17 protein-coding genes, 1 tRNA gene and 1 pseudogene are annotated in these 19,797 nt (G+C 64.8%); 14 read left to right on the top strand and 5 right to left on the bottom strand.

Annotated elements, in window-relative coordinates; translation table 11 throughout:
* Positions 1-28: 28 nt before the first annotated feature.
* The gene (locus tag XH93_RS25455) at positions 29-1,252 is read right to left on the bottom strand and encodes a serine hydrolase (protein WP_194469577.1); all 1,224 of its coding nucleotides are present in this window, start codon (positions 1,250-1,252) and stop codon (positions 29-31) included.
* A 205-nt stretch (positions 1,253-1,457) separates the two neighbouring features.
* On the opposite strand from XH93_RS25455, the gene XH93_RS25450 reads away from it, so the two are divergent.
* Together XH93_RS25450 and XH93_RS25445 are read left to right on the top strand one after the other, a co-directional pair.
* Entirely contained in the window at positions 1,458-2,078 is a 621-nt protein-coding gene (locus XH93_RS25450) for a DUF6778 family protein (RefSeq protein ID WP_246799296.1), read from the top strand.
* Positions 2,079-2,169: 91 nt separating this feature from the next.
* Positions 2,170-2,245: transfer RNA gene (locus XH93_RS25445), tRNA-Trp, on the top strand.
* 57 nt (positions 2,246-2,302) lie between these two features.
* Here the strand turns inward: XH93_RS25445 and XH93_RS25440 are convergent.
* From XH93_RS25440 to XH93_RS25430, 3 genes and pseudogenes are all read right to left on the bottom strand, one after another.
* Positions 2,303-2,491, bottom strand: a complete 189-nt coding sequence (locus XH93_RS25440) for a hypothetical protein (protein ID WP_194469576.1) — start codon at positions 2,489-2,491, stop codon at positions 2,303-2,305.
* 163 nt (positions 2,492-2,654) lie between these two features.
* A complete protein-coding gene (locus XH93_RS25435; protein WP_194469575.1) occupies positions 2,655-2,828 on the bottom strand; it encodes a hypothetical protein in 174 nt (57 codons plus the stop codon).
* A 200-nt stretch (positions 2,829-3,028) separates the two neighbouring features.
* Positions 3,029-4,239: pseudogene (locus XH93_RS25430) on the bottom strand (ABC transporter substrate-binding protein).
* A gap of 171 nt (positions 4,240-4,410) precedes the next feature.
* Between XH93_RS25430 and XH93_RS25425 the strand changes: the two are divergent.
* Positions 4,411-5,175 (top strand): FadR/GntR family transcriptional regulator, encoded by a 765-nt coding sequence (locus XH93_RS25425; protein ID WP_194469574.1) that lies wholly within the window; start codon positions 4,411-4,413, stop codon positions 5,173-5,175.
* Between the two features lie 52 nt (positions 5,176-5,227).
* Positions 5,228-6,841, top strand: coding sequence for an acyl-CoA synthetase (locus tag XH93_RS25420; protein ID WP_194469573.1), 1,614 nt, complete (start codon positions 5,228-5,230; stop codon positions 6,839-6,841).
* A 6-nt stretch (positions 6,842-6,847) separates the two neighbouring features.
* Here the strand turns inward: XH93_RS25420 and XH93_RS25415 are convergent, their stop codons facing one another.
* Positions 6,848-7,756, bottom strand: a complete 909-nt coding sequence (locus XH93_RS25415) for a DUF3313 domain-containing protein (RefSeq protein WP_194469572.1) — start codon at positions 7,754-7,756, stop codon at positions 6,848-6,850.
* A gap of 215 nt (positions 7,757-7,971) precedes the next feature.
* On the opposite strand from XH93_RS25415, the gene XH93_RS25410 reads away from it, so the two are divergent.
* The 10 genes from XH93_RS25410 (at position 7,972) to rpoB (ending at position 19,687) form a co-directional block, all read left to right on the top strand.
* On the top strand, positions 7,972-8,718 hold the full coding sequence (locus XH93_RS25410) for a response regulator (RefSeq protein ID WP_194469571.1): 747 nt from the start codon (positions 7,972-7,974) through the stop codon (positions 8,716-8,718).
* On the top strand, positions 8,718-10,058 hold the full coding sequence (locus tag XH93_RS25405; RefSeq protein WP_194469570.1) for an ATP-binding protein: 1,341 nt from the start codon (positions 8,718-8,720) through the stop codon (positions 10,056-10,058). Before XH93_RS25410 ends, XH93_RS25405 begins: the two co-directional genes overlap by 1 nt.
* Positions 10,059-10,549: 491 nt before the next feature.
* Positions 10,550-10,741: a preprotein translocase subunit SecE gene (gene secE, locus XH93_RS25400; protein ID WP_139484336.1), complete on the top strand. Its 192-nt coding sequence runs from the start codon at positions 10,550-10,552 to the stop codon at positions 10,739-10,741.
* A gap of 20 nt (positions 10,742-10,761) precedes the next feature.
* Entirely contained in the window at positions 10,762-11,295 is a 534-nt protein-coding gene (nusG, locus tag XH93_RS25395) for a transcription termination/antitermination protein NusG (RefSeq protein WP_016840553.1), read from the top strand.
* A 128-nt stretch (positions 11,296-11,423) separates the two neighbouring features.
* Positions 11,424-11,852 carry a 50S ribosomal protein L11 gene (rplK, locus tag XH93_RS25390; protein ID WP_006611824.1) on the top strand — a complete coding sequence of 143 codons (429 nt, stop codon included), beginning with the start codon at positions 11,424-11,426 and terminating at the stop codon, positions 11,850-11,852.
* Positions 11,853-11,858: 6 nt separating this feature from the next.
* Positions 11,859-12,551 (top strand): 50S ribosomal protein L1, encoded by a 693-nt coding sequence (rplA, locus tag XH93_RS25385; RefSeq protein WP_139484337.1) that lies wholly within the window; start codon positions 11,859-11,861, stop codon positions 12,549-12,551.
* Positions 12,552-12,648: 97 nt separating this feature from the next.
* A complete protein-coding gene (locus XH93_RS25380) occupies positions 12,649-13,602 on the top strand; it encodes a 2-hydroxyacid dehydrogenase (protein ID WP_194469569.1) in 954 nt (317 codons plus the stop codon).
* Positions 13,603-14,173: 571 nt separating this feature from the next.
* Positions 14,174-14,692, top strand: coding sequence for a 50S ribosomal protein L10 (rplJ, locus tag XH93_RS25375; RefSeq protein WP_194469568.1), 519 nt, complete (start codon positions 14,174-14,176; stop codon positions 14,690-14,692).
* A gap of 53 nt (positions 14,693-14,745) precedes the next feature.
* A complete protein-coding gene (rplL, locus tag XH93_RS25370; RefSeq protein ID WP_139484340.1) occupies positions 14,746-15,126 on the top strand; it encodes a 50S ribosomal protein L7/L12 in 381 nt (126 codons plus the stop codon).
* A 442-nt stretch (positions 15,127-15,568) separates the two neighbouring features.
* A complete protein-coding gene (gene rpoB / locus XH93_RS25365; RefSeq protein ID WP_139484341.1) occupies positions 15,569-19,687 on the top strand; it encodes a DNA-directed RNA polymerase subunit beta in 4,119 nt (1,372 codons plus the stop codon).
* Positions 19,688-19,797: the final 110 nt, after the last annotated feature.

Below are 19,797 nucleotides of genomic sequence, written 5' to 3'. Positions count from 1 at the left end.
GCTGACGCATCGCCCCGGAATGACAAGCTCACTCCACCGCCGCATACACCCCGTTGCGCACCAGTGAGCGGAAGTATTCGCGCTGGCCGGGGCCCTGCATCATGAAGACCGCGATCAGGTCTTCGCTCGGATCGATCCAGAAGAAGGTGCCGGCCATGCCGCTCCAGAAGAACTGGCCGACCGAACCCGAGAACGACGCCATGCCCTGCTGGGTGCGCACCGCGAAGCCGAGGCCAAAGCTGTGGCCGGGCGGCACCAGGGTGCCCTGGATCCTGACGTCGACGCCGAGGTGATCGGAGGCCATCAGCTGCAGCGTCTTGCGGCCGATGATCCTGGTGCCGTCGAGCGTGCCGCCGCCCCGCAGCATCTGCGCGAAGCGCGCATAGTCCATCGTGGTCGAGACCAGCCCGCCGCCGCCGGATTCCATCGCCGGCTTCTCCAGCATGTTGAACAGCTGCACCTTTTCGTTGGTCCAGGGATCGTTGGCAAAGGCCTCGGCGAGCCGGCCGGCATTCTGCTCACCGGTGTGGAAGGCGGTCTCGGTCATCTGCAACGGCGAGAGGATGCGCTCGGTCAGGAATGTGCCGAGGGTCTGGCCGCTGACCACTTCGATGATGCGGCCGAGGATGTCGGTGGAGCGGCTGTAGTTCCACTCGGCGCCGGGCTGGCAGATCAGCGGCATGCCGGCGAGTAGGGTAGCGTGCTCGGCATTGGTGATCTTGCGGCTGCGCAGCCGCGACTGCTGGTAGAGCTGCTGCACCAGGCCGTTGCCGGTGTGGTCATAGGTCAGCCCCGAGGTGTGGCGGAGCAGGTCCTGGATCGTCATCGGACGCTTCGCGGGGACCAGCTCGAGCTTGCCGTTGTGCTCGACGCCGACCTTGGTCTCGGCGAACTCGGGAATGAACTTTGCAACGGGATCGTTGAGCAGGAAGTGGCCGTCCTCGAGCAGCATCATGATGCCGATCGAGACGATCGGCTTGGTCATCGAGAAGATGCGGAAGATCGTGCCATGCGCCATCGGCGCGCTGGCCGTCGGGCTCTGCCGGCCGATCGCGTCGAACCAGCCGACCTGGCCGCGCCGCGCCACCAGCACGGTCGCGCCGGGCAGGCTGCCCTTGTCGACCTCGCGCTTGAAGGTGTCGCTCATCGCCTGCAGGCGCTTGCTCGACAGTCCGATCGATTCGGGCTTGGCGAGGGGAAGGGACGGGGTGCTTTGGTCGGCGGTACGTGCGGTGGCGGTTTGAGGGTTCATGGTCTCTCCCTGTGTTCTTGCCCTTGCGCCGAGTGTGGCGCAGAGGCCGTGCCATGAACAGGCATTCCGGCGCAATGCAGCTCCGGCATCGCCGCAGTTGCGGCGTCGGCCGTTGCCGCGCCGCAATGCAATTAAAGGTAGACAAGCATCGTCATGACCTCCTATCTCGATCTCCGGGCTGAACGATTGGGGTACGGGGGATTCGGTGAAACTATTGCCGTGGCTGGCGCGCGTTGTCGCGCTCGGCGCAATGCTCGCGCTTGCGGGCTGCGTGACTGCAGAGAATCGACTGTCGCAAAGCGATATCGCCAGCATGCGGCTGAGCGCGGTCGCCGTCAGCTTTGCGCCGGACGCGCTGGTTGTATGGGAGGATGGCATCCGCGCCTATGCCAACGCGAAGACGATCAGCGACGATCAGATCACGGCGGCGGCCAACACGCCCGAGGCGAGGGCTTATGTGCAGGGCCTGCTGGTGCCGCGAATCAAGTCGGGCATCGAGCAGGCGATGGCCGGCCAGCTTGCAGGCACCCGGCCGGTGCGGCTCGATATCGTGGTAAAGAACTTTGCGCTGCCGTCGGCGGTGCAGCGCGTCGTGATCGGCGGTCACCGCGGCATGACGGCGGATGCGACCTTGGTCGATGCGCGGACCGGCGCTGTGATCATCGCCTATCCGAATCTGACGGCATTTCTTTACACCGGCCAAGGCATCGCCGGCACCATCGTGCAGGCGGCGATCGACAACTCCGACAACCAGAGCCCGGCCGACAAGGTGATCGCGCGCTACGGCGAAACCTACCGGCTCTGGCTGCTCAACAACAAAGTCTAGCCGGCGCGCCGCCGCGCTCGCTTCGCCCTTGCATTCGGGGCATGGCTTATGCTTGAAACGGCGCGAACCGGCGGCGACGCCGGTTCCCTGCAGGAGTGTAGCTCAATTGGTAGAGCACCGGTCTCCAAAACCGGGGGTCGCAGGTTCGAGCCCTGCCACTCCTGCCAGCAAAATCAAATACTTGGCTGACATTCCGGCTCCTCCGCAGCGATCCGCGTGAAGCCTTATTTCTTTGCCTGGGCCTCGCGGGCCAACCGTTCGGCCCGCAGCCGCTTCATGTTGTCGTAGATGGCTTCCTGGGCAAGTTCATGCTCGCGCATCGCGCGCACGGCATCCTGCCGACGCTCTGCGTCCCTGGCTTTACGTTGATCCCGGGTGAGTTTCTCGCGCTCGGCGACGGTTTCATTTGGCATCCCATTCATAACGCGGAGCACCCGCGTAAGTTCCCGGGAAGGGGAATAACGGGAGCATCTCACATTCTGGACAGCGCCAGCGCGAAGCAAGAAATCAGCGTCGCGGTGCTGAGGATGATGACCACCAGCGCTTGCTCGGTGCGGGCCTGCAGGGTTTTCCGGCTCATCGCGACACCGCCTGCTGATCTTGATCAGCCAGAATGACGACGATCTCACCGCACTGTTCGCAACGCGCCGTCAGGAAGCGCGTCGCGGTCTGGGTATCGACATAGGATCTAAGGTTTGCGATCTCGCGCCCACACTTGCAGCGGGCGATGGTTTCCTCTCTTTGGCGCATGGCATGATCTCCTGCGCGAGAATCATGCTGGTCCAACCAACGTATGATAAGTCCGTTCCCCGTTCGGCAAGGAACTCAGTGCGTTCCGAACGCGGGAACTTCACCCGCCAACGCGGCAGCTTGCAGACGCTGCATGCCGAACCGTCTCACGCCACGACCGCAGGCTCGCCGGCGCGAGCCCCGGCCATGATCATCTCGCGCTACTTGAGCAGCGGGCAGCCGCCGTCCTTCAGTGGCCGGAACGCCTGGTCGCCGGGCACTTCGGCGAGCACCTTGTAGTAATCCCACGGCACTTTCGATTCCTCGGGCTTCTTGACCTCGAACAGGAACATCGAGTGCACCATGCGGCCGTCCTCGCGCACCACGCCATTGTCGGTGAAAGCGTCGCGGACCGGGGTCGCGCGCATCTTCGCCAGCACCGGCTTGGTCTCCTTGGTGCCGGCGGCCTTCACCGCGTTGAGGTAGTGCAGGGTGGCGCTGTAGGTCGCGGCCTGGTTCATGGTCGGCATCCGCTTCATGCGCTCGAAGAAGCGCTTGCCGAAGGCGCGGGTGCGGTCGTTGAGATCCCAGTAAAGTAATAGGCCTCGGTGATGATCAAGCCCTGCGCGAGCTTCAGCCCGAGGCTGTGGATGTCGGAGATGAACATCACGACGCCGGCGAGGTTCTGGCCGCCCGCGACGATGCCGAACTCGGCGGCCTGCTTGATGGTGTTGATGGTGTCGCCGCCGCCATTGGCCATGCCGATGATCTTCGCCTTCGAGGCCTGGGCCTGCAGCAGGAACGACGAAAAATCCGGCGTGTTGAGCGGATGCCGCGCGCTGCCGACCACCTTGCCGCCGGCCGCGCGGACCACGTCACCGGTGTCGCGCTCGATCGAATGGCCGAACAGATAGTCGGCGGTGATGAAGAACCACGTGTCGCCGCCGTTCTTCACGATCGCGCTGCCGACGGTGTGGGCGTTGGCGTAGGTGTCATAGGTCCAGTGCAGCGTGTAGGGCGAGCAGGATTTTCCGGTGATGTCCGAGCTCGCCGCATCGGTCACGATCATGATCTTCTCGAACTGCTTCGACATCTCCATGCCGGCCAGCGCGGTCGCCGAGGTCGGCATGTCGATGATCATGTCGACGCCCTCGGCCTCGTACCATTTGCGCGTGATGGTGGCGGCGACGTCGGCCTTGCTCATCGGGTCGGCGGTGACGACCTCGATTGGCTTGCCGAACATGCTGCCGCCGAATTCCTCGATCGCCATCTTGGTGGCTTCGACATTCCCGGCGCCGCCGATGTCGGAATAGACCGACTGGAAATCGGTCAGCACGCCGATCTTGAGCGGCGTCTGCTGCGCGAGCGCGGGCCCTGCCAGCGCCGCAGCCAGCAGCGCGGCGGCGGACAGAATGGTGACGGTGGACCTCATGACGTGCCTCCCCAGGGTCTTCTTATGAGTTTGTCCGACAAAGCTAGATTTGACCATTCGGGGAGTCAATTCGGCAGGGCCGGGCGCGGCATTTCGCCCTGAACAGGCTCGTTTGACGCTCTTCAGGGGTTTGCTATACTTTGTCGGACAATCGCCAATCGGGAGCCCGAGGTGACCGCCACGCCGCTATTCCGCCGCATCGACGTCGCGCCGGCCTACCAGAAGGTCGCCGACGCGATCGAACGCGAAATCATCAACGGCCGGATCAAGCCGGGCGAGCCGATCGGCACCGAGCAGCAGCTCGTCGAGCAGTTTGGCGTCAACCGATCGACCGTGCGCGAAGGCATTCGCGTGCTCGAGGAGGGCGGGCTGATCCGCCGCGATTCCAGTCGCCGGCTGCAGGCCTGCCTGCCGCGCTACAACAAGCTCGCCACCCGGCTGTCGCGGGCGCTGATCCTGCACGAGGTGACGTTCCGCGAATTGTTCGAGGCGTCGATGACGCTGGAGGTCGCAAGCGTCGAGGGCGCGGTGGAGCGCGCGACCGAGGAGAACATCAAGGAGCTCGCCGACAATCTGGCGCGTAGCGCCGAGGTGGTCGGCAAACCGGCTGTTCTCGCCGAGCTTGACGCGGAGTTTCACGTGCTGTTGGCCAAGGCGTCGCAGAATCGCGTGCTGCAGCTCGCTCGCGAGCCGGCCGCGCAGCTGTTCTTTCCGACCACCGAGATGATCGTAGGCGGCGTGCCGGAAGGCGGCGCGCGCCTCGTCGAGGCGCATCGCCATCTGCTGGAGGCGATCAAGCGGCGCGACAAGGCGGCCGGCGTGTTGTGGACCCGTCGCCACCTGCAGGATTGGCGACGCGGCTTCGAAAAGATCGCTTCGCTCGATCGCTCGGTCGAGCACACCTACATGGAGCACGCCTACGCCGCCCGGCAATAGGCGGCGCGACGGCAGGCAAAACAACGACAACAAGCACATTCGGGAGGGACAGATGAGCGGAGATATCGCAGTCACCATTCAACGCGCGCGCGAGCACAGCATCGGCGATCTGTTGCGCCGGTCGGCGCGGCGCTATCCGAACAAGACGGCGCTGATCTGCGGCGAGGTGAGCTGGACCTTTGCGGAGATGGATGCGATCTGCAACCGCCTCGCGCGCGGCCTGCTCGGCCTTGGCATCGCGAAGGGCGATCGCGTCGCCGTGCTGTCGCGCAATTCGCACGCCTTTGCCGCGCTCCGCTTCGCGGTGGCGCGGATCGGCGCGATCCTGGTGCCGATCAATTTCATGCTGAACCCGGACGAGATCAATTTCATCCTCGCCAACTCCGGCGCCAAACTGCTCGCGGTCGGACCTGATTTCGTGGAGACGGCGCGCGCTGCGGCGGCCAAGGGCTCGGCAGTCGAAACGCTGGTCTGGCTGCCGGGTGAAGATCCGGCCTCAGCGCCCGACGGCATCAAGACGTTCGACGGTCTGCTGCACAGCGACGCGTCGGCGCCCGACGCGTCCGTCGACAGCCGCGATCCCGCGCAGATCATCTACACCAGCGGCACCGAGTCGCTGCCGAAAGGCGCGATCCTCACCCATGAGGCGGTGATGTGGCAGTATGTCAGCTGCATCATCGACGGCGGCATGGCGACCGACGACACGGTGCTGCACGCGCTTCCGCTCTATCATTGCGCGCAGCTCGACGTCTTTCTCGGGCCCGCGATCTATCTCGGCGCCACCAGCCTGATCACCGGCAAGCCGGTCGCCGACAACATCCTGGCGCTGATCGCGGCCCACAAGATCAACGCGTTCTTCGCGCCGCCGACGATCTGGATCGCGATGCTGCGCGCGCCTGCGTTCGATCGCACCGACCTGTCGACGCTGCGCAAGGGTTATTACGGCGCCTCGATCATGCCGGTCGAGGTGCTGCTCGAGCTGCAGCGCCGGCTGCCGGACGTCAAATTCTGGAATTTCTACGGCCAGACCGAGATCGCGCCGCTCGCGACCGTGCTGACGCCGGAGGATCAGCTGCCGAAGGCCGGCTCGGCCGGCAAGCCCGCGATCAATGTCGAGACGCGGGTGGTCAATCCCGACATGACCGACGTCAGGGGCGGCGAGGTCGGCGAGATCGTGCACCGCTCGCCACACCTGTTGTCCGGCTACTACAATGATCCGGTGAAGACCGCGGCGGCCTTCGCGGGCGGCTGGTTTCACTCCGGCGATCTCGCGACCGTCGATGCCGACGGCTACATCACCGTGGTCGACCGCGTGAAGGACATGATCAAGAGCGGCGGCGAGAATGTCGCAAGCCGCGAAGTCGAGGAGATGATCTATCGGCTGCCGGCGGTGTCTGAAGTCGCGGTGGTCGGGCTGCCCGATCCGCGCTGGATCGAGGCGGTGACGGCGATCGTCGTGGTCAAGGCCGGGCAAAGCCTCGACGCCGACGCGGTGATCAAGCACTGCGCGGCCTCGATGGCGCACTTCAAGGTGCCGAAGCAGGTCATCTTCGTCGACAGCCTGCCGAAGAACCCGAGCGGCAAGCTGCTCAAGCGCGAGCTGCGCCAGCGCTATGTCGGCGGCGCCACGCTCGACCAGGCGGTGCAGAAGAGCTTTGCCGGGTAGCAGAGTCTATTGCCCGGTCGCTGCAGGCGCCTTGTCCGACCACTCCGGCGGCAATCCGAGCTTGCCGGCGGCCATGCCAATCAGGCCGGGATTGCGCCCGAACGTCTCGCAGGCCGCGTATTTTGGCTTGCCGCCGAGCGAGGCGCCGACCTTGTCGAACGACGGCAACTCCGGCGCCTTGCCGAACGGCGTCGCGCCGGTAACGACCAGCTTGCTGAAGTCGTCACTGAACGAGGAGGCGAGGTCGTAGGCGTCAGCGGCGCTCGAGACCCGCGGCGAGTTGGTGAAGGAATTGGCGCCGCGGGCCCAGACCATCGCCGCCTGTTGGCGGCTGGCGGGATCGCGCACCTCGGCTTCGACCGTCAGGCTGCCGAGCCCGACCGGCAACCGCGGCACCGGTATCGGCACGCCGGCGCCGAGCGCGGTCGGCAGGAAGCCGACCACCTTGGAGGCGCCCGCGGCAACCTCGTCGGTCGGCGCTGCCTGGGTCACGAGCGCATGCGCGGTCAAGTCCGCGTGCTGATCGCGACCGACGACTTCAAGCCGCTCGCTCAGGCCCATGCACAGCGAGCGATCGATCGCGTTGGCCACCAGATGTCGTTGCTCTTGCGACAGCGTCGGCGATGCGGCCTGGGAGAATGTCGTCGGCACGATCCGTACCGTCTTCGCCGCAAGCACGTCGTCCTTGTTGACGCGAACCAGCGATTTCGCGAGCAGTCCGTCGGACTGCGTCAGGTTGTCGTAGGAAGCCAGCGATCCGCCCCTGGTCAACGGTGCGCTGGCGCAACCTGTCAAAACGACCATCGCGATCGCAGCTCCGGCAAGCGACGCTGACCGGTTGTACTGGCCGTCATGCCACGCCGGTCCCGTGCTCTGCGCATCCGCCGCAGCGCCCGGTCGAAATTCCAATTTCATGTCACCCCTCGACGACCGCTCACCCCACGAACGATCGCACGCCACGATAGAGCAGGGCCGCCGGGACCGGGATTAAGAGATATTAAGTCAGATATAGACCACGAAACCGCGCGACCTATTCGCGACCTATTTGAGCCACATTTGGACGCGCACGCTTAACAAAACGCTATATTTGTGCGCTGCGCATTGGCGGCCGACGCCTCTAAAATGCCGTGATGCAAATCGTGGAATACGACCTCGTGACTTTCCCCGTCACCAACGCGCGCATTCTCTGCGTCGAGGACGATGCCGACATCGCGCGGATGCTGGCCGAAGTGCTGCAGGACAGCGGCTTCGGGCCGGTGCTGGTCGGCTCGGCGGTCGAGATGGATGCGCTGCTCAAGCGCGAAAGCTTTGATCTCATCGTGCTCGACGTGATGCTGCCGGGGGAGGATGGACTGAGCATCTGCCGGCGGCTGCGCGCCTCGTCGTCGATACCGATCATCATGGTGACGGCGCGCGGCGAGGACATCGACCGCATTCTCGGCCTCGAGCTCGGTGCCGACGACTATGTCACCAAGCCTTTCAATTCGCGCGAGCTGGTGGCCCGCATCCGCGCGCTGCTGCGCCGGGTCGAGAGCGGCGCCGCAGCGCGGTCCCGGCCGCGTCCTCTGACCTTCGCCGGATGGCGCATCAACCCCACCACGCGCGAGCTGCATGACCCCGCCGGTGTCCGGATCACGCTGACCGGCGCCGAGTTCGACCTGCTGCTGGCGTTCTGCCGCAATCCGGGACAGGTGCTGTCACGCGAGCAGCTGATCGAGCAGGCGTTCGGCGGCCTGATCGCATCGGTCGAGCGCAGCATCGACGTCCATATCAGCCGCATCCGGCAGAAGATCGAGCCCGATCCGAAGGACCGCTCGATGATCAAGACGGTGCGGCTCGGCGGCTACGTGTTCACGCCTGCAGTCGAGCAGCTCTGATGCGATGGGCGCAGCGGCTGATCCCACGCAGCATCGCCGCGCAGATCATGACCCTCGTCGCGCTGTCCGAGCTGATCGGCATCGTGCTGGCGGCGGCGACGGTGATTTTTCTGTTCGATTCTCCCTCGATCAACGACACGCAGAAGTTTCTTGCGGGGAGAGTGACGGAGCTTGCGCAGTTGCTGCGTTCGACGGCAACGCCGGCCGAAGCCGACGGGTTGCTGGCTGCGGCCAGGCGCGGCGGTCTCGACGTCAGGCGAGTCGCCTTGGGCGAACTGGTGCCGCGAACGGCCGGAGAGATGCGGCCGTTCTCCCTGCGATCGGTGTTTCGGCAGCTCACGGCCGAGCCGCGCATCGAGTTGCTGGAGGGGCTGCGCCATCCGGCGGGTTCATCGTCGCAGGTGGTCGTGAAGCTCGACGACGGTCACGCGCTGACTGCCGACGTCGCGACCGACGGCGGTTTCTGGTCCTTTCTGCTGCGTCCCGCCGCTGCCATGGTGATCGTCGTGCTGATCTCCATGCTGTTGCTCTCGATCTATGCGGTGCGGTGGGTGATCGCGCCGCTCGCCGAAGTCGCGAGCGCGGCGACCTCGTTCGGCCGCTCGCCGCGGGCGCCCGAGACGCTGCGCCGGCGCGGGCCGCTCGAAATCGCTCAGGTCGCCGACGCGCTGAACGACATGCGCACCCGGATCCGGGCGCTGCTCGATGACCGCACCCGCATGCTGGCTGCCATCAGCCACGACCTGCGAACGCCGCTGACCCGGCTCAGGCTGCGTTCCGAGCGGGTCCGCGAGGACACCCTGCGCACGGCGATGCTCGGCGACATCGCCAAGATGACCCGCATGATCAACGAGACGCTGGACTATTTGCGCGAGGATGCGCGCTCGGAGGCGCTCTCGTGCATCGACCTGCCGAGCTTTCTGCAGACCATCTGCTCGGACTTCGCCGACACCGGCCATGCGGTATCCTATGCCGGCCCGGCCCGGCTGCCATATGTCTGCCGGCCCCGCGCCTTGTCGCGCGCCGTCACCAACATCGTGGAGAATGCGGTCAAGCACGGCAGCACGGTCACGGTGGCGCTGCGGCCCACGGCCACCGACCATATCGAGATCGAGGTGGCCGATGACGGCCCCGGCATCCCGCCGGCGCTGCGCGAAAAAGTGTTCGAGCCGTTCTTCAAGGCCGACAGCGCCCGGCAGGACAGCGGCGGCTTCGGGCTCGGCCTGTCGATCGCCCAGGACATCGCCAAACGCCATGGCGGCAGCATCGCATTGAAGCCGCGGGAGCCGAGCGGGCTGCTTGTCTCGATGCTCCTGCCGCCGGAGCCCGCCCTGGCCTAGGAGGGGCGCTGGCCGGGGAGCAAAATGGCGCCTCCGGGGTCTGGGCGCCCCTGGACCGGCGGCCGCCGGCTACTTTGCATGGGGTTGTTTTTCGGCATTTTTGGCAAGCCGGGACAAACCCGGCCGTGACGACGTGGACATGCCAGTTGCAGGAGGTCCGCAAGTGCCATATCCGGTAGCTCGGCCCTTGGACGTCCCGGATGCTCACCCGGCTAAGCCCTTGATTTGAGGTGGCCAATGCCCGCCCGCCCCAAGCCCGGCCGGAGCAGGGGGCGGCGGCGCCGATCTTGACCTTTTGCCGTTCACGCAGTAGATACGCCGCACTCGCTGCCGGCCCGCTTAAATGACGGATATCCGGCGCGGCCGAAATCCCCGAACAATCGAGCTCGTTTATTGGCTCAACCTTCGCATGAGGGCTGGGCCCGCAAGATCGGCTGTTCGGATTCCTTGAAACTTTGCAACTTAGTCCGGTGACGGACGCGGACCCAACGATGGCTTTCAGCCCGTTTAAATTCCTGCAGGAAGTGCGTTCGGAGACCGCAAAGGTCACCTGGCCGACGCGCCGCGAGACGATGATCACAACCATCATGGTGTTCGTGATGGTGGCGCTGGCCTCGGTCTTCTTTTTCGCTGCGGATCAGATCATCCGCTATCTGGTTACCCTGATCCTGGGCATCCACTGATGAGCACCGGAACTCTAGTGATGGACAAGCGCTGGTACATCGTCCACGCCTACTCGAATTTCGAGAAGAAGGTCGCGGAATCGATCCGCGAGCAGGCCAAGCAGCGCGGGCTGGAAGAGCTGTTCGAGCAGGTGCTGGTCCCGACCGAAAAGGTCACCGAGGTCCGCCGCGGCCGCAAGATCGACGCCGAGCGAAAGTTCTTCCCGGGCTATGTGCTGGTGAAGATGAAGCTGACCGACGAGGCGTTCCATCTGATCAAGAACACCCCGAAGGTGACCGGCTTCCTCGGCGCGGAAAACAAGCCGATGCCGATCTCGGAGGCCGAGGCGATGCGCATCCTGCACCAGGTGCAGGAGGGCGTGGAGCGGCCGAAGGCGTCGGTGTCGTTCGAGATCGGCGAGAACGTCCGCGTGGCGGATGGTCCGTTCGCCTCGTTCTCGGGCGTGGTGGAAGAAATCGACGAGGCGCGCTCGCGCGTGAAGGTCGCGGTGTCGATCTTCGGCCGCGCCACCCCGGTCGAGCTGGAATTCGGTCAGGTCGAAAAGGTGGTCTGACCGGGCGGCGTGAGGTATACGGCCTCACGTCAATAAGGCCGTGGGAGGGAGGAGGCGGTTTGCCAGCCCCTTCAACCGAACCACGGAACCTGAACCGCCGGCATCGTCCGGCATAACAGGAGTACAGAATGGCAAAGAAAGTGACCGGATACCTGAAGCTTCAGGTCCCGGCCGGTGCGGCGAATCCTTCGCCCCCGATCGGTCCCGCGCTTGGTCAGCGCGGCCTCAACATCATGGAATTCTGCAAGGCGTTCAACGCCCAGACCCAGAAGGAAGAGAAGAATACCCCGATTCCGGTGGTGATCACGATCTACGCCGATCGTTCGTTCACCTTCGAGATGAAGACCCCTCCGATGTCCTTCTTCCTCAAGCAGGCTGCCAAGATCCAGTCCGGCTCGAAGGCGCCGGGCCGCGACAAGGCCGGCAAGGTGACCAAGGCGCAGGTGCGCGAGATCGCCGAGAAGAAGATGAAGGATCTCAACTGCGATTCCATCGAGTCGGCCATGAAGATGGTCGAGGGCTCTGCCCGTTCGATGGGTCTGGAAGTTGCGGGGTAGCGGGTCATGGCAATCGGAAAGCGTTTGAAGAAGGCCCGTGAGGGCGTCGACCGCGAACACCTCTATCCGCTCGCGGACGCCATCAAGATGGTCAAGGAGCGCGCCAAGTCGAAGTTCGACGAGACGATCGAGATCGCAATCAATCTCGGCGTCGACCCGCGCCACGCCGACCAGATGGTCCGCGGCGTCGTGATCCTGCCGAACGGCACCGGCCGCACCCTGCGCGTCGGCGTGTTCGCGCGCGGCGCCAAGGCCGAGGAAGCCAAGGCCGCCGGTGCCGACGTGGTCGGCGCTGAGGACCTGGTCGAGAAGGTGCAGGGCGGCACGATTGATTTCGACCGTTGCATCGCCACCCCCGACATGATGCCGCTGGTCGGCCGTCTCGGTAAGGTGCTCGGTCCGCGTGGCATGATGCCGAACCCGAAGATCGGCACCGTCACCATGGACGTCACCTCGGCCGTGAAGGGCGCCAAGGGCGGGTCGGTCGAGTTCCGTGTCGAAAAGGCCGGCATCGTGCAGGCCGGCATCGGCAAGGCCTCGTTCACCGAGGAGAAGCTGGTCGAGAACGTCAAGGCGCTCGCGGATGCGGTCGCCAAGGCGAAGCCGGCCGGTTCCAAGGGCACCTACATCCAGCGCGTGGCGGTTTCCTCCACCATGGGCCCGGGCGTGAAGGTCGAGCCGGGCACGATCCTCGGCTGAGGGCTTTTGCCGGAATGAGATAAAGAGGGGCGGGATCGGATTGCCGGTTCCGCCCCTTTGTTTTGGCGCGTGAAGGCTTTCGCAGGAAACAAGAACAATGCCCGACAAGGTCCTGGTCTATTCGCGCTTTCCCAAGGCTCAACTGGTGCGCTTCGGCGAGCGCTACGAGATTCTCAACGCCGCCGGCCAGCGTCCGGACCAGGCGCTCGCGGCCAGCGAGATCGCCGACATCCGCGCGATGATCGCATCCGGCGGTGCGCCGCTCGGCGGCGATGTCATGGACACGCTGCCGAAGCTCGGCGCGATCGTCTGCTACGGCACCGGCTATGACGGCATCGATCTGGCGGCCGCCGCCCAGCGCGGAATCGTGGTCGGCAACAGCCCGGGCGCCAATGCTGCCTCGGTCGCCGACATCGCGGTGACCTTGATGCTGGCAGCGGTGCGGCGTCTGCCGGTGGCCGACAGCTATGTTCGCAACGGCGACTGGGCCGGCCGCAAACCGTCGCCGATGATGCGGCCGCAGGCCGGGATGCGCGGCCGCAAGGTCGGCGTCTACGGCATGGGCGAAATCGGCCGCAAGATCGCGGCCCGGGTTGCCGCCTTCGAGACCGAAATCGGCTACTTCAGCCGCACCCGGTACGACCTGCCGTATCAGTATTTGCCGAGCCTGGAGGCACTCGCCGACTGGTGCAGCATCTTGATGATCGCGGTCCGCGCCGGTGCCGACAATGTCCATGCGGTCGACGCCGAGATCCTGCGCCGGCTCGGCAGCAACGGTTTTGTGGTCAACATCTCGCGCGGCTCGGTGATCGACCAGCCGGCGCTGGTCGCGGCGCTGACCGATGGAACCATCGCCGGCGCCGGCCTCGACGTCTTCGCCAGCGAGCCGCACGCGCCCGATGCGCTGACCGCGCTGCCGAACGTCGTGTTGTCGCCGCATCTCGGTGGCCACACTCTCGAATCCCATGTCGCGATGCAGGACTGCGTGCTGGCCAATCTCGACGCGTTCTTCGCCGGAAAGCCGCTGCCGTATGAAGTGCGGGGCGCCTGATCGAAACCGGTTCCGGCGCCGCGGCCGGCTTCCACAGGCTAAATGAAACTGGTCTGAATTTTGCTCTTGGCAAGTCCGGCGATACCGGCTAGATAACGCCTTCCGGGCGTGCTGGCACTTGCTGGCATGTCCGTGCTCGCATTCCGAAAACCTGAGATGATAGGAGATCATTCCTTTCCGCATGCCCGCAAGGATGCTCGAAAGGAAGGAGACCCGTCGGCTCAAGTGGAATGAGAGCAGGGTGTTCGGCTTCGGCCGATAGCCCGATCCTGTCCGAGACTGCAGGCGCCCGCGAGAACTTCTTGTTTTCAACGGCTTAATCGCATGGCCTGCATAGACGGGTGAAGACCGGATTTCGCACTCCAGGTCGCGCTTCGCGGCTGGAGGCTGATTTGGTTCGAACCTCGACAGCCCAGGGCCGCAAGGTCTTGGGAGGGCAGGCTTCTAGATGTCGTCTTGCCCGGCATGTCCGAAGGGCCCTGGCCCCGAGGAATCAGGTTTTGGGCAGGACGATGGGTGCAACCCGGCGGTCCTGCCTCGCGGAAAGGCCGCCAACCGGAGAGAGCTTGCTGTGGAACGAGCGGCAAAAAAAGAGGCGGTCGAACAGCTCAACGAGGTCTTCAAGACCACGGGCGTCGCGATCGTTGCTCACTATTCCGGCCTCACCGTGGCCCAGATGCAGAAGCTGCGTTCGCAGATGAAGCAGGCGGGCGCGTCGGTGAAGGTCTCGAAGAACCGTCTCGCCAAAATTGCTCTTGAAGGCACTGACGTCGCTGCCGTCGGCTCCCTGCTGAAGGGGCCGACCGTGATCGCAACTTCCAACGATCCGGTCGCGGCGCCAAAGGTTGCCATCGAATTCGCCAAGGCGAACGAGAAGTTCGTCATCCTCGGCGGCTCGATGGGTAAAACCGTCCTGAATGTCGACAGCGTGAAGGCGCTTGCCTCACTGCCGTCGCTCGACGAACTGCGCGGCAAGATCGTGGGCCTCATCGTGGCGCCGGCGACCAAGCTCGCTCAGCTGTCCAACGCGCCCGCGGCCAAGCTCGCACGCGTCATTCAGGCTCATGCCTCAAAGGGCGAAGCGGCCTGACCCCTTCGCTAATCTCAAACCTGGTTCGAACCAAACGTTTAAGGAACTGATCAATGGCTGACTTGCAGAAAATCGTCGACGACCTCTCGAGCCTCACCGTGCTCGAAGCCGCCGAACTCGCGAAGCTCCTCGAAGAAAAGTGGGGCGTTTCCGCCGCTGCCGCCGTCGCGGTGGCCGGCCCGGCTGCTGGTGGCGGTGGCGCCGCTGCTCCGGCTGAAGAGAAGACCGACTTCACCGTCGTGCTGGCTGCCGCCGGCGACAAGAAGATCGAGGTCATCAAGGAAGTCCGCGCCATCACTGGCCTCGGTCTGAAGGAAGCCAAGGACCTCGTCGAAGGCGCTCCGAAGCCGGTCAAGGAAGGCGTCAACAAGGACGAAGCCGACAAGATCAAGGCCCAGCTCGAGAAGGCTGGCGCCAAGGTCGAGCTCAAGTAATGCGCGATCCGGGAGCGCCACACGGCGCTCCCGGGCCATGCAAACGGCGTGCGGCAGGTGGTCGCGTCGGGCGCCGGACACAAGAAAGTGTGGGGATGCGTGGACTTAACCCTCGAATCTCCATTATTGCCTCCCCATATCGGGTTGGCAGCGGAAAAACACGGTCGGCGACGGGAACGGCAGGGTTCCCGGCGTAAGCCGTTGGGAGACAGTCAGATTTCGGGCTTTTTCAGTCCGTGAAGCGGAACGATTTGACGAGCGGGTGCAGCAATGCGCCTCGCGCGTCGTTTTGCGTTTTGGAGACCGCGGGACCGGGTTGGGGATTTAATTCCTGAACTTTGGCTTCGTTCCTTCGAAACGATGCGAAATTCAACCCGGGGGCCGATGGCAGTCGTGTCCCGGAAGGTTCGCCCCTCAAAGGCGACGAAAATGAGAGGCCACGATGGCGCAGCAGACATTCACCGGTCGCAAACGCGTACGCAAGTTTTTCGGTCACATCAAGGAAGTCGCCGAGATGCCGAACCTCATCGAGGTTCAGAAGGCGTCCTACGACCAGTTCCTGATGGTCGACGAGCCGACCGGCGGTCGGCCGGACGAGGGCCTGCAGGCGGTGTTCCGCTCGGTGTTCCCGATCTCGGACTTCTCCGGCACCTCGATGCTCGAATTCGTCCGCTACGAATTCGAGCCGCCGAAATATGACGTCGACGAGTGCCGCCAGCGCGGCATGACCTTCGCTGCGCCGCTCAAGGTGACGCTGCGCCTGATCGTGTTCGATATCGACGAGGAAACCGGCGCCAAGTCCGTCAAGGACATCAAGGAGCAGGACGTCTACATGGGCGACATTCCGCTCATGACGATGAACGGCACCTTCGTCGTCAACGGCACCGAGCGCGTCATCGTCTCGCAGATGCACCGTTCGCCCGGCGTGTTCTTCGACCACGACAAGGGCAAGACCCATTCGTCCGGCAAGCTCCTGTTTGCCGCGCGCGTGATTCCGTATCGCGGGTCCTGGCTCGACATCGAGTTCGACGCCAAGGACATCGTGTTCGCGCGCATCGACCGCCGCCGCAAGATCCCCGTGACCTCGCTGATGTATGCGCTCGGTCTCGACGGCGAGCAGATCCTGTCGACCTTCTACAAGAAGATCACCTACAAGCGGACCAAGGAAGGCTGGCGCGTGCCGTTCGACGCCAACCGTTTCCGCGGCTATTCGACCGTCAACGACCTGATCGACGCCGACACCGGCAAGGTGGTGCTCGAGGCCGGCAAGAAGCTGACCGTGCGCCAGGCCCGCCTGCTGCAGGAGAAGGGCCTCAAGGCGCTGCGCATGTCGGACGAGGAGCTGGTCGGCAACTACCTCGCCGAGGACCTCGTCAACCCGAAGACCGGCGAGATCTACGCCGAGGCCGGCGAGGAGATCACCGACAAGTCGATGAAGCTGCTCAACGAGCAGGGCTACAAGGAGCTGCCGCTGCTCGACATCGACCACGTCAATGTCGGCGCCTACATCCGCAACACGCTCTCGGCCGACAAGAACATGACGCGTGAGGACGCGCTGTTCGACATCTACCGCGTGATGCGTCCGGGCGAGCCGCCGACGCTGGATTCGGCGCAGGCCATGTTCCAGTCGCTGTTCTTCGACGCCGAGCGTTACGACCTGTCCGCGGTCGGCCGCGTCAAGATGAACATGCGCCTCGAGCTCGATGCGCCCGACACCCATCGCACGCTGCGCAAGGAAGACATCCTGGCGGTCATCAAGACGCTGGTCGACCTGCGCGACGGCAAGGGCGAGATCGACGACATCGACCACCTCGGCAACCGCCGGGTGCGCTCGGTCGGCGAGCTCATGGAGAACCAGTACCGGATCGGCCTGCTGCGCATGGAACGCGCCATCAAGGAGCGCATGTCGAGCGTCGACATCGACACCGTGATGCCGCAGGACCTGATCAACGCCAAGCCCGCCGCGGCTGCGGTGCGTGAGTTCTTCGGCTCCTCGCAGCTGTCGCAGTTCATGGACCAGACCAACCCGCTGTCGGAGATCACCCACAAGCGGCGCCTGTCGGCGCTCGGCCCGGGCGGTCTGACCCGCGAGCGCGCCGGCTTCGAGGTCCGCGACGTGCATCCGACGCATTACGGCCGCATCTGCCCGATCGAGACGCCGGAAGGCCCGAACATCGGTCTGATCAACTCGCTGGCGACGTTCGCGCGCGTCAACAAGTACGGCTTCGTCGAGACGCCCTATCGCAAGATCAAGGACGGCCGCGTCACCGACGAGGTGGTCTACCTCTCGGCGATGGAGGAGGGGCGCTACCGCGTCGCGCAGGCCAACGTGCCGCTCGACCCGAAGGGCCGCTTCACCGAGGACCTCGTGGTCTGCCGTCACGCCGGCGAAGTGCTGCCGGTGACGCCGGACAAGGTCGACTACATGGACGTGTCGCCGAAACAGCTGGTTTCGGTCGCCGCAGCGCTGATCCCGTTCCTCGAGAACGACGACGCCAACCGCGCGCTGATGGGCTCGAACATGCAGCGCCAGGCGGTGCCGCTGGTTCGCGCCGAGGCGCCGTTCGTCGGCACCGGCATGGAAGGCGTGGTGGCCCGTGACTCGGGCGCCGCGATCGCCGCGCGCCGCTCCGGCGTGATCGACCAGATCGACGCCACCCGCGTCGTGATCCGCGCCACCGAGGATCTCGATCCGACCAAGTCGGGCGTCGATATCTACCGGCTGATGAAGTACCAGCGCTCCAACCAGTCGACCTGCATCAACCAGCGTCCGCTGGTGAAGGTCGGCGACATCGTCAAGAAGGGCGACATCATCGCCGACGGTCCGTCGACCGATCTCGGCGAGCTCGCGCTCGGCCGCAACGTGCTGGTCGCGTTCATGCCGTGGAACGGCTACAACTTCGAAGACTCGATCCTGCTCTCTGAGCGGATCGTGAAGGACGACGTCTTCACCTCGATCCACATCGAGGAGTTCGAGGTGATGGCCCGCGACACCAAGCTGGGCCCCGAGGAAATCACCCGCGACATTCCGAACGTCTCGGAAGAAGCGCTGAAGAACCTCGACGAAGCCGGCATCGTCTACATCGGTGCGGAAGTCCGCGCCGGCGACATTCTCGTCGGCAAGATCACGCCGAAGGGCGAGAGCCCGATGACGCCGGAAGAGAAGCTGCTCCGCGCCATCTTCGGCGAGAAGGCCTCCGACGTCCGCGATACCTCGCTGCGCGTGCCTCCGGGCGTGCAGGGCACCATCGTGGAAGTCCGCGTGTTCAACCGCCACGGCGTCGACAAGGACGAGCGTGCGCTGGCGATCGAGCGCGAGGAGATCGAGCGTCTGGCCAAGGACCGCGACGACGAGCAGGCGATCCTGGACCGCAACGTCTACAACCGCCTCGCCGAGCTCCTGGAGAACCGCCAGGGCATCGCCGGTCCAAAGGGCTTCAAGAAGGATACCAAGATCACCCGTGCGGTGCTCGACGAGTATCCGAAGTCGCAGTGGTGGCTGTTCGCCTCGCCGAACGACAAGCTGATGGCCGAGATCGAGGCCATGCGGAAGCAGTACGACGAGTCGAAGAAGGGCCTCGAGCAGCGCTTCCTCGACAAGGTCGAGAAGCTGCAGCGTGGCGACGAGCTGCCGCCCGGCGTGATGAAGATGGTCAAGGTCTTCGTCGCGGTGAAGCGCAAGATCCAGCCCGGCGACAAGATGGCCGGCCGTCACGGCAACAAGGGCGTGGTGTCGAAGATCGTGCCGATCGAGGACATGCCGTTCCTCGAGGACGGCACCCATGCCGACATCGTGCTCAACCCGCTCGGCGTGCCCTCGCGCATGAACGTCGGCCAGATTCTGGAGACGCATCTGGGCTGGGCCTGCGCCGGTCTCGGCAAGCGCATCGGCCAGACCATCGACGCCTACTATCAGAAGCAGGATCTCAAGCCGCTGCGCGAGACCCTGAAGAAGATCTACGGCGAGGATGAAACCATCCGCTCGCTGAACGACAACGAGCTGGTCGAGCTCGGCCGCAATCTGAGCCACGGCGTGCCGATCGCCACCCCGGTGTTCGACGGCGCCAAGGAGGCCGACATCGAGGAGATGCTGAAGCTCGCGGGCTTCGACGCCTCCGGCCAGTCGACCGTCTATGACGGCCGCACCGGCGATCCGTTCGATCGCAAGGTGACGATGGGCTACATCTACATGCTCAAGCTGCACCACCTGGTGGACGACAAGATCCACGCGCGTTCGATCGGTCCGTACTCGCTCGTCACCCAGCAGCCGCTGGGCGGCAAGGCGCAGTTCGGCGGCCAGCGCTTCGGCGAAATGGAGGTCTGGGCGCTCGAAGCCTACGGCGCCGCCTACACGCTGCAGGAGATGCTGACGGTGAAGTCGGACGACGTCGCCGGCCGTACCAAGGTGTACGAGGCGATCGTGCGCGGCGACGACACCTTCGAGGCCGGTATTCCGGAATCGTTCAACGTGCTGGTCAAGGAAATGCGCTCGCTCGGCCTCAACGTCGACTTGCACAATTCCAAGGTGGGACCGGCGCCGACGTCGGAAGCGGCCGAGTAACGCGTCACTTTCTGCCCGGCCGTTCCGCCGGGCCTACGCGCTCCGCTCGGACGTTGAGCGGGGCGCGGGCGAGACAAAATTTCGAATTTGCTGCCGGTGACGATCGGCAC

It is taken from the genome of Bradyrhizobium sp. CCBAU 51753, assembly GCF_015291565.1.
GTDB classification, from domain to species: Bacteria; Pseudomonadota; Alphaproteobacteria; order Rhizobiales; family Xanthobacteraceae; genus Bradyrhizobium; species Bradyrhizobium ivorense.
This window is presented reverse-complemented; position numbering and strand designations above follow the sequence as displayed.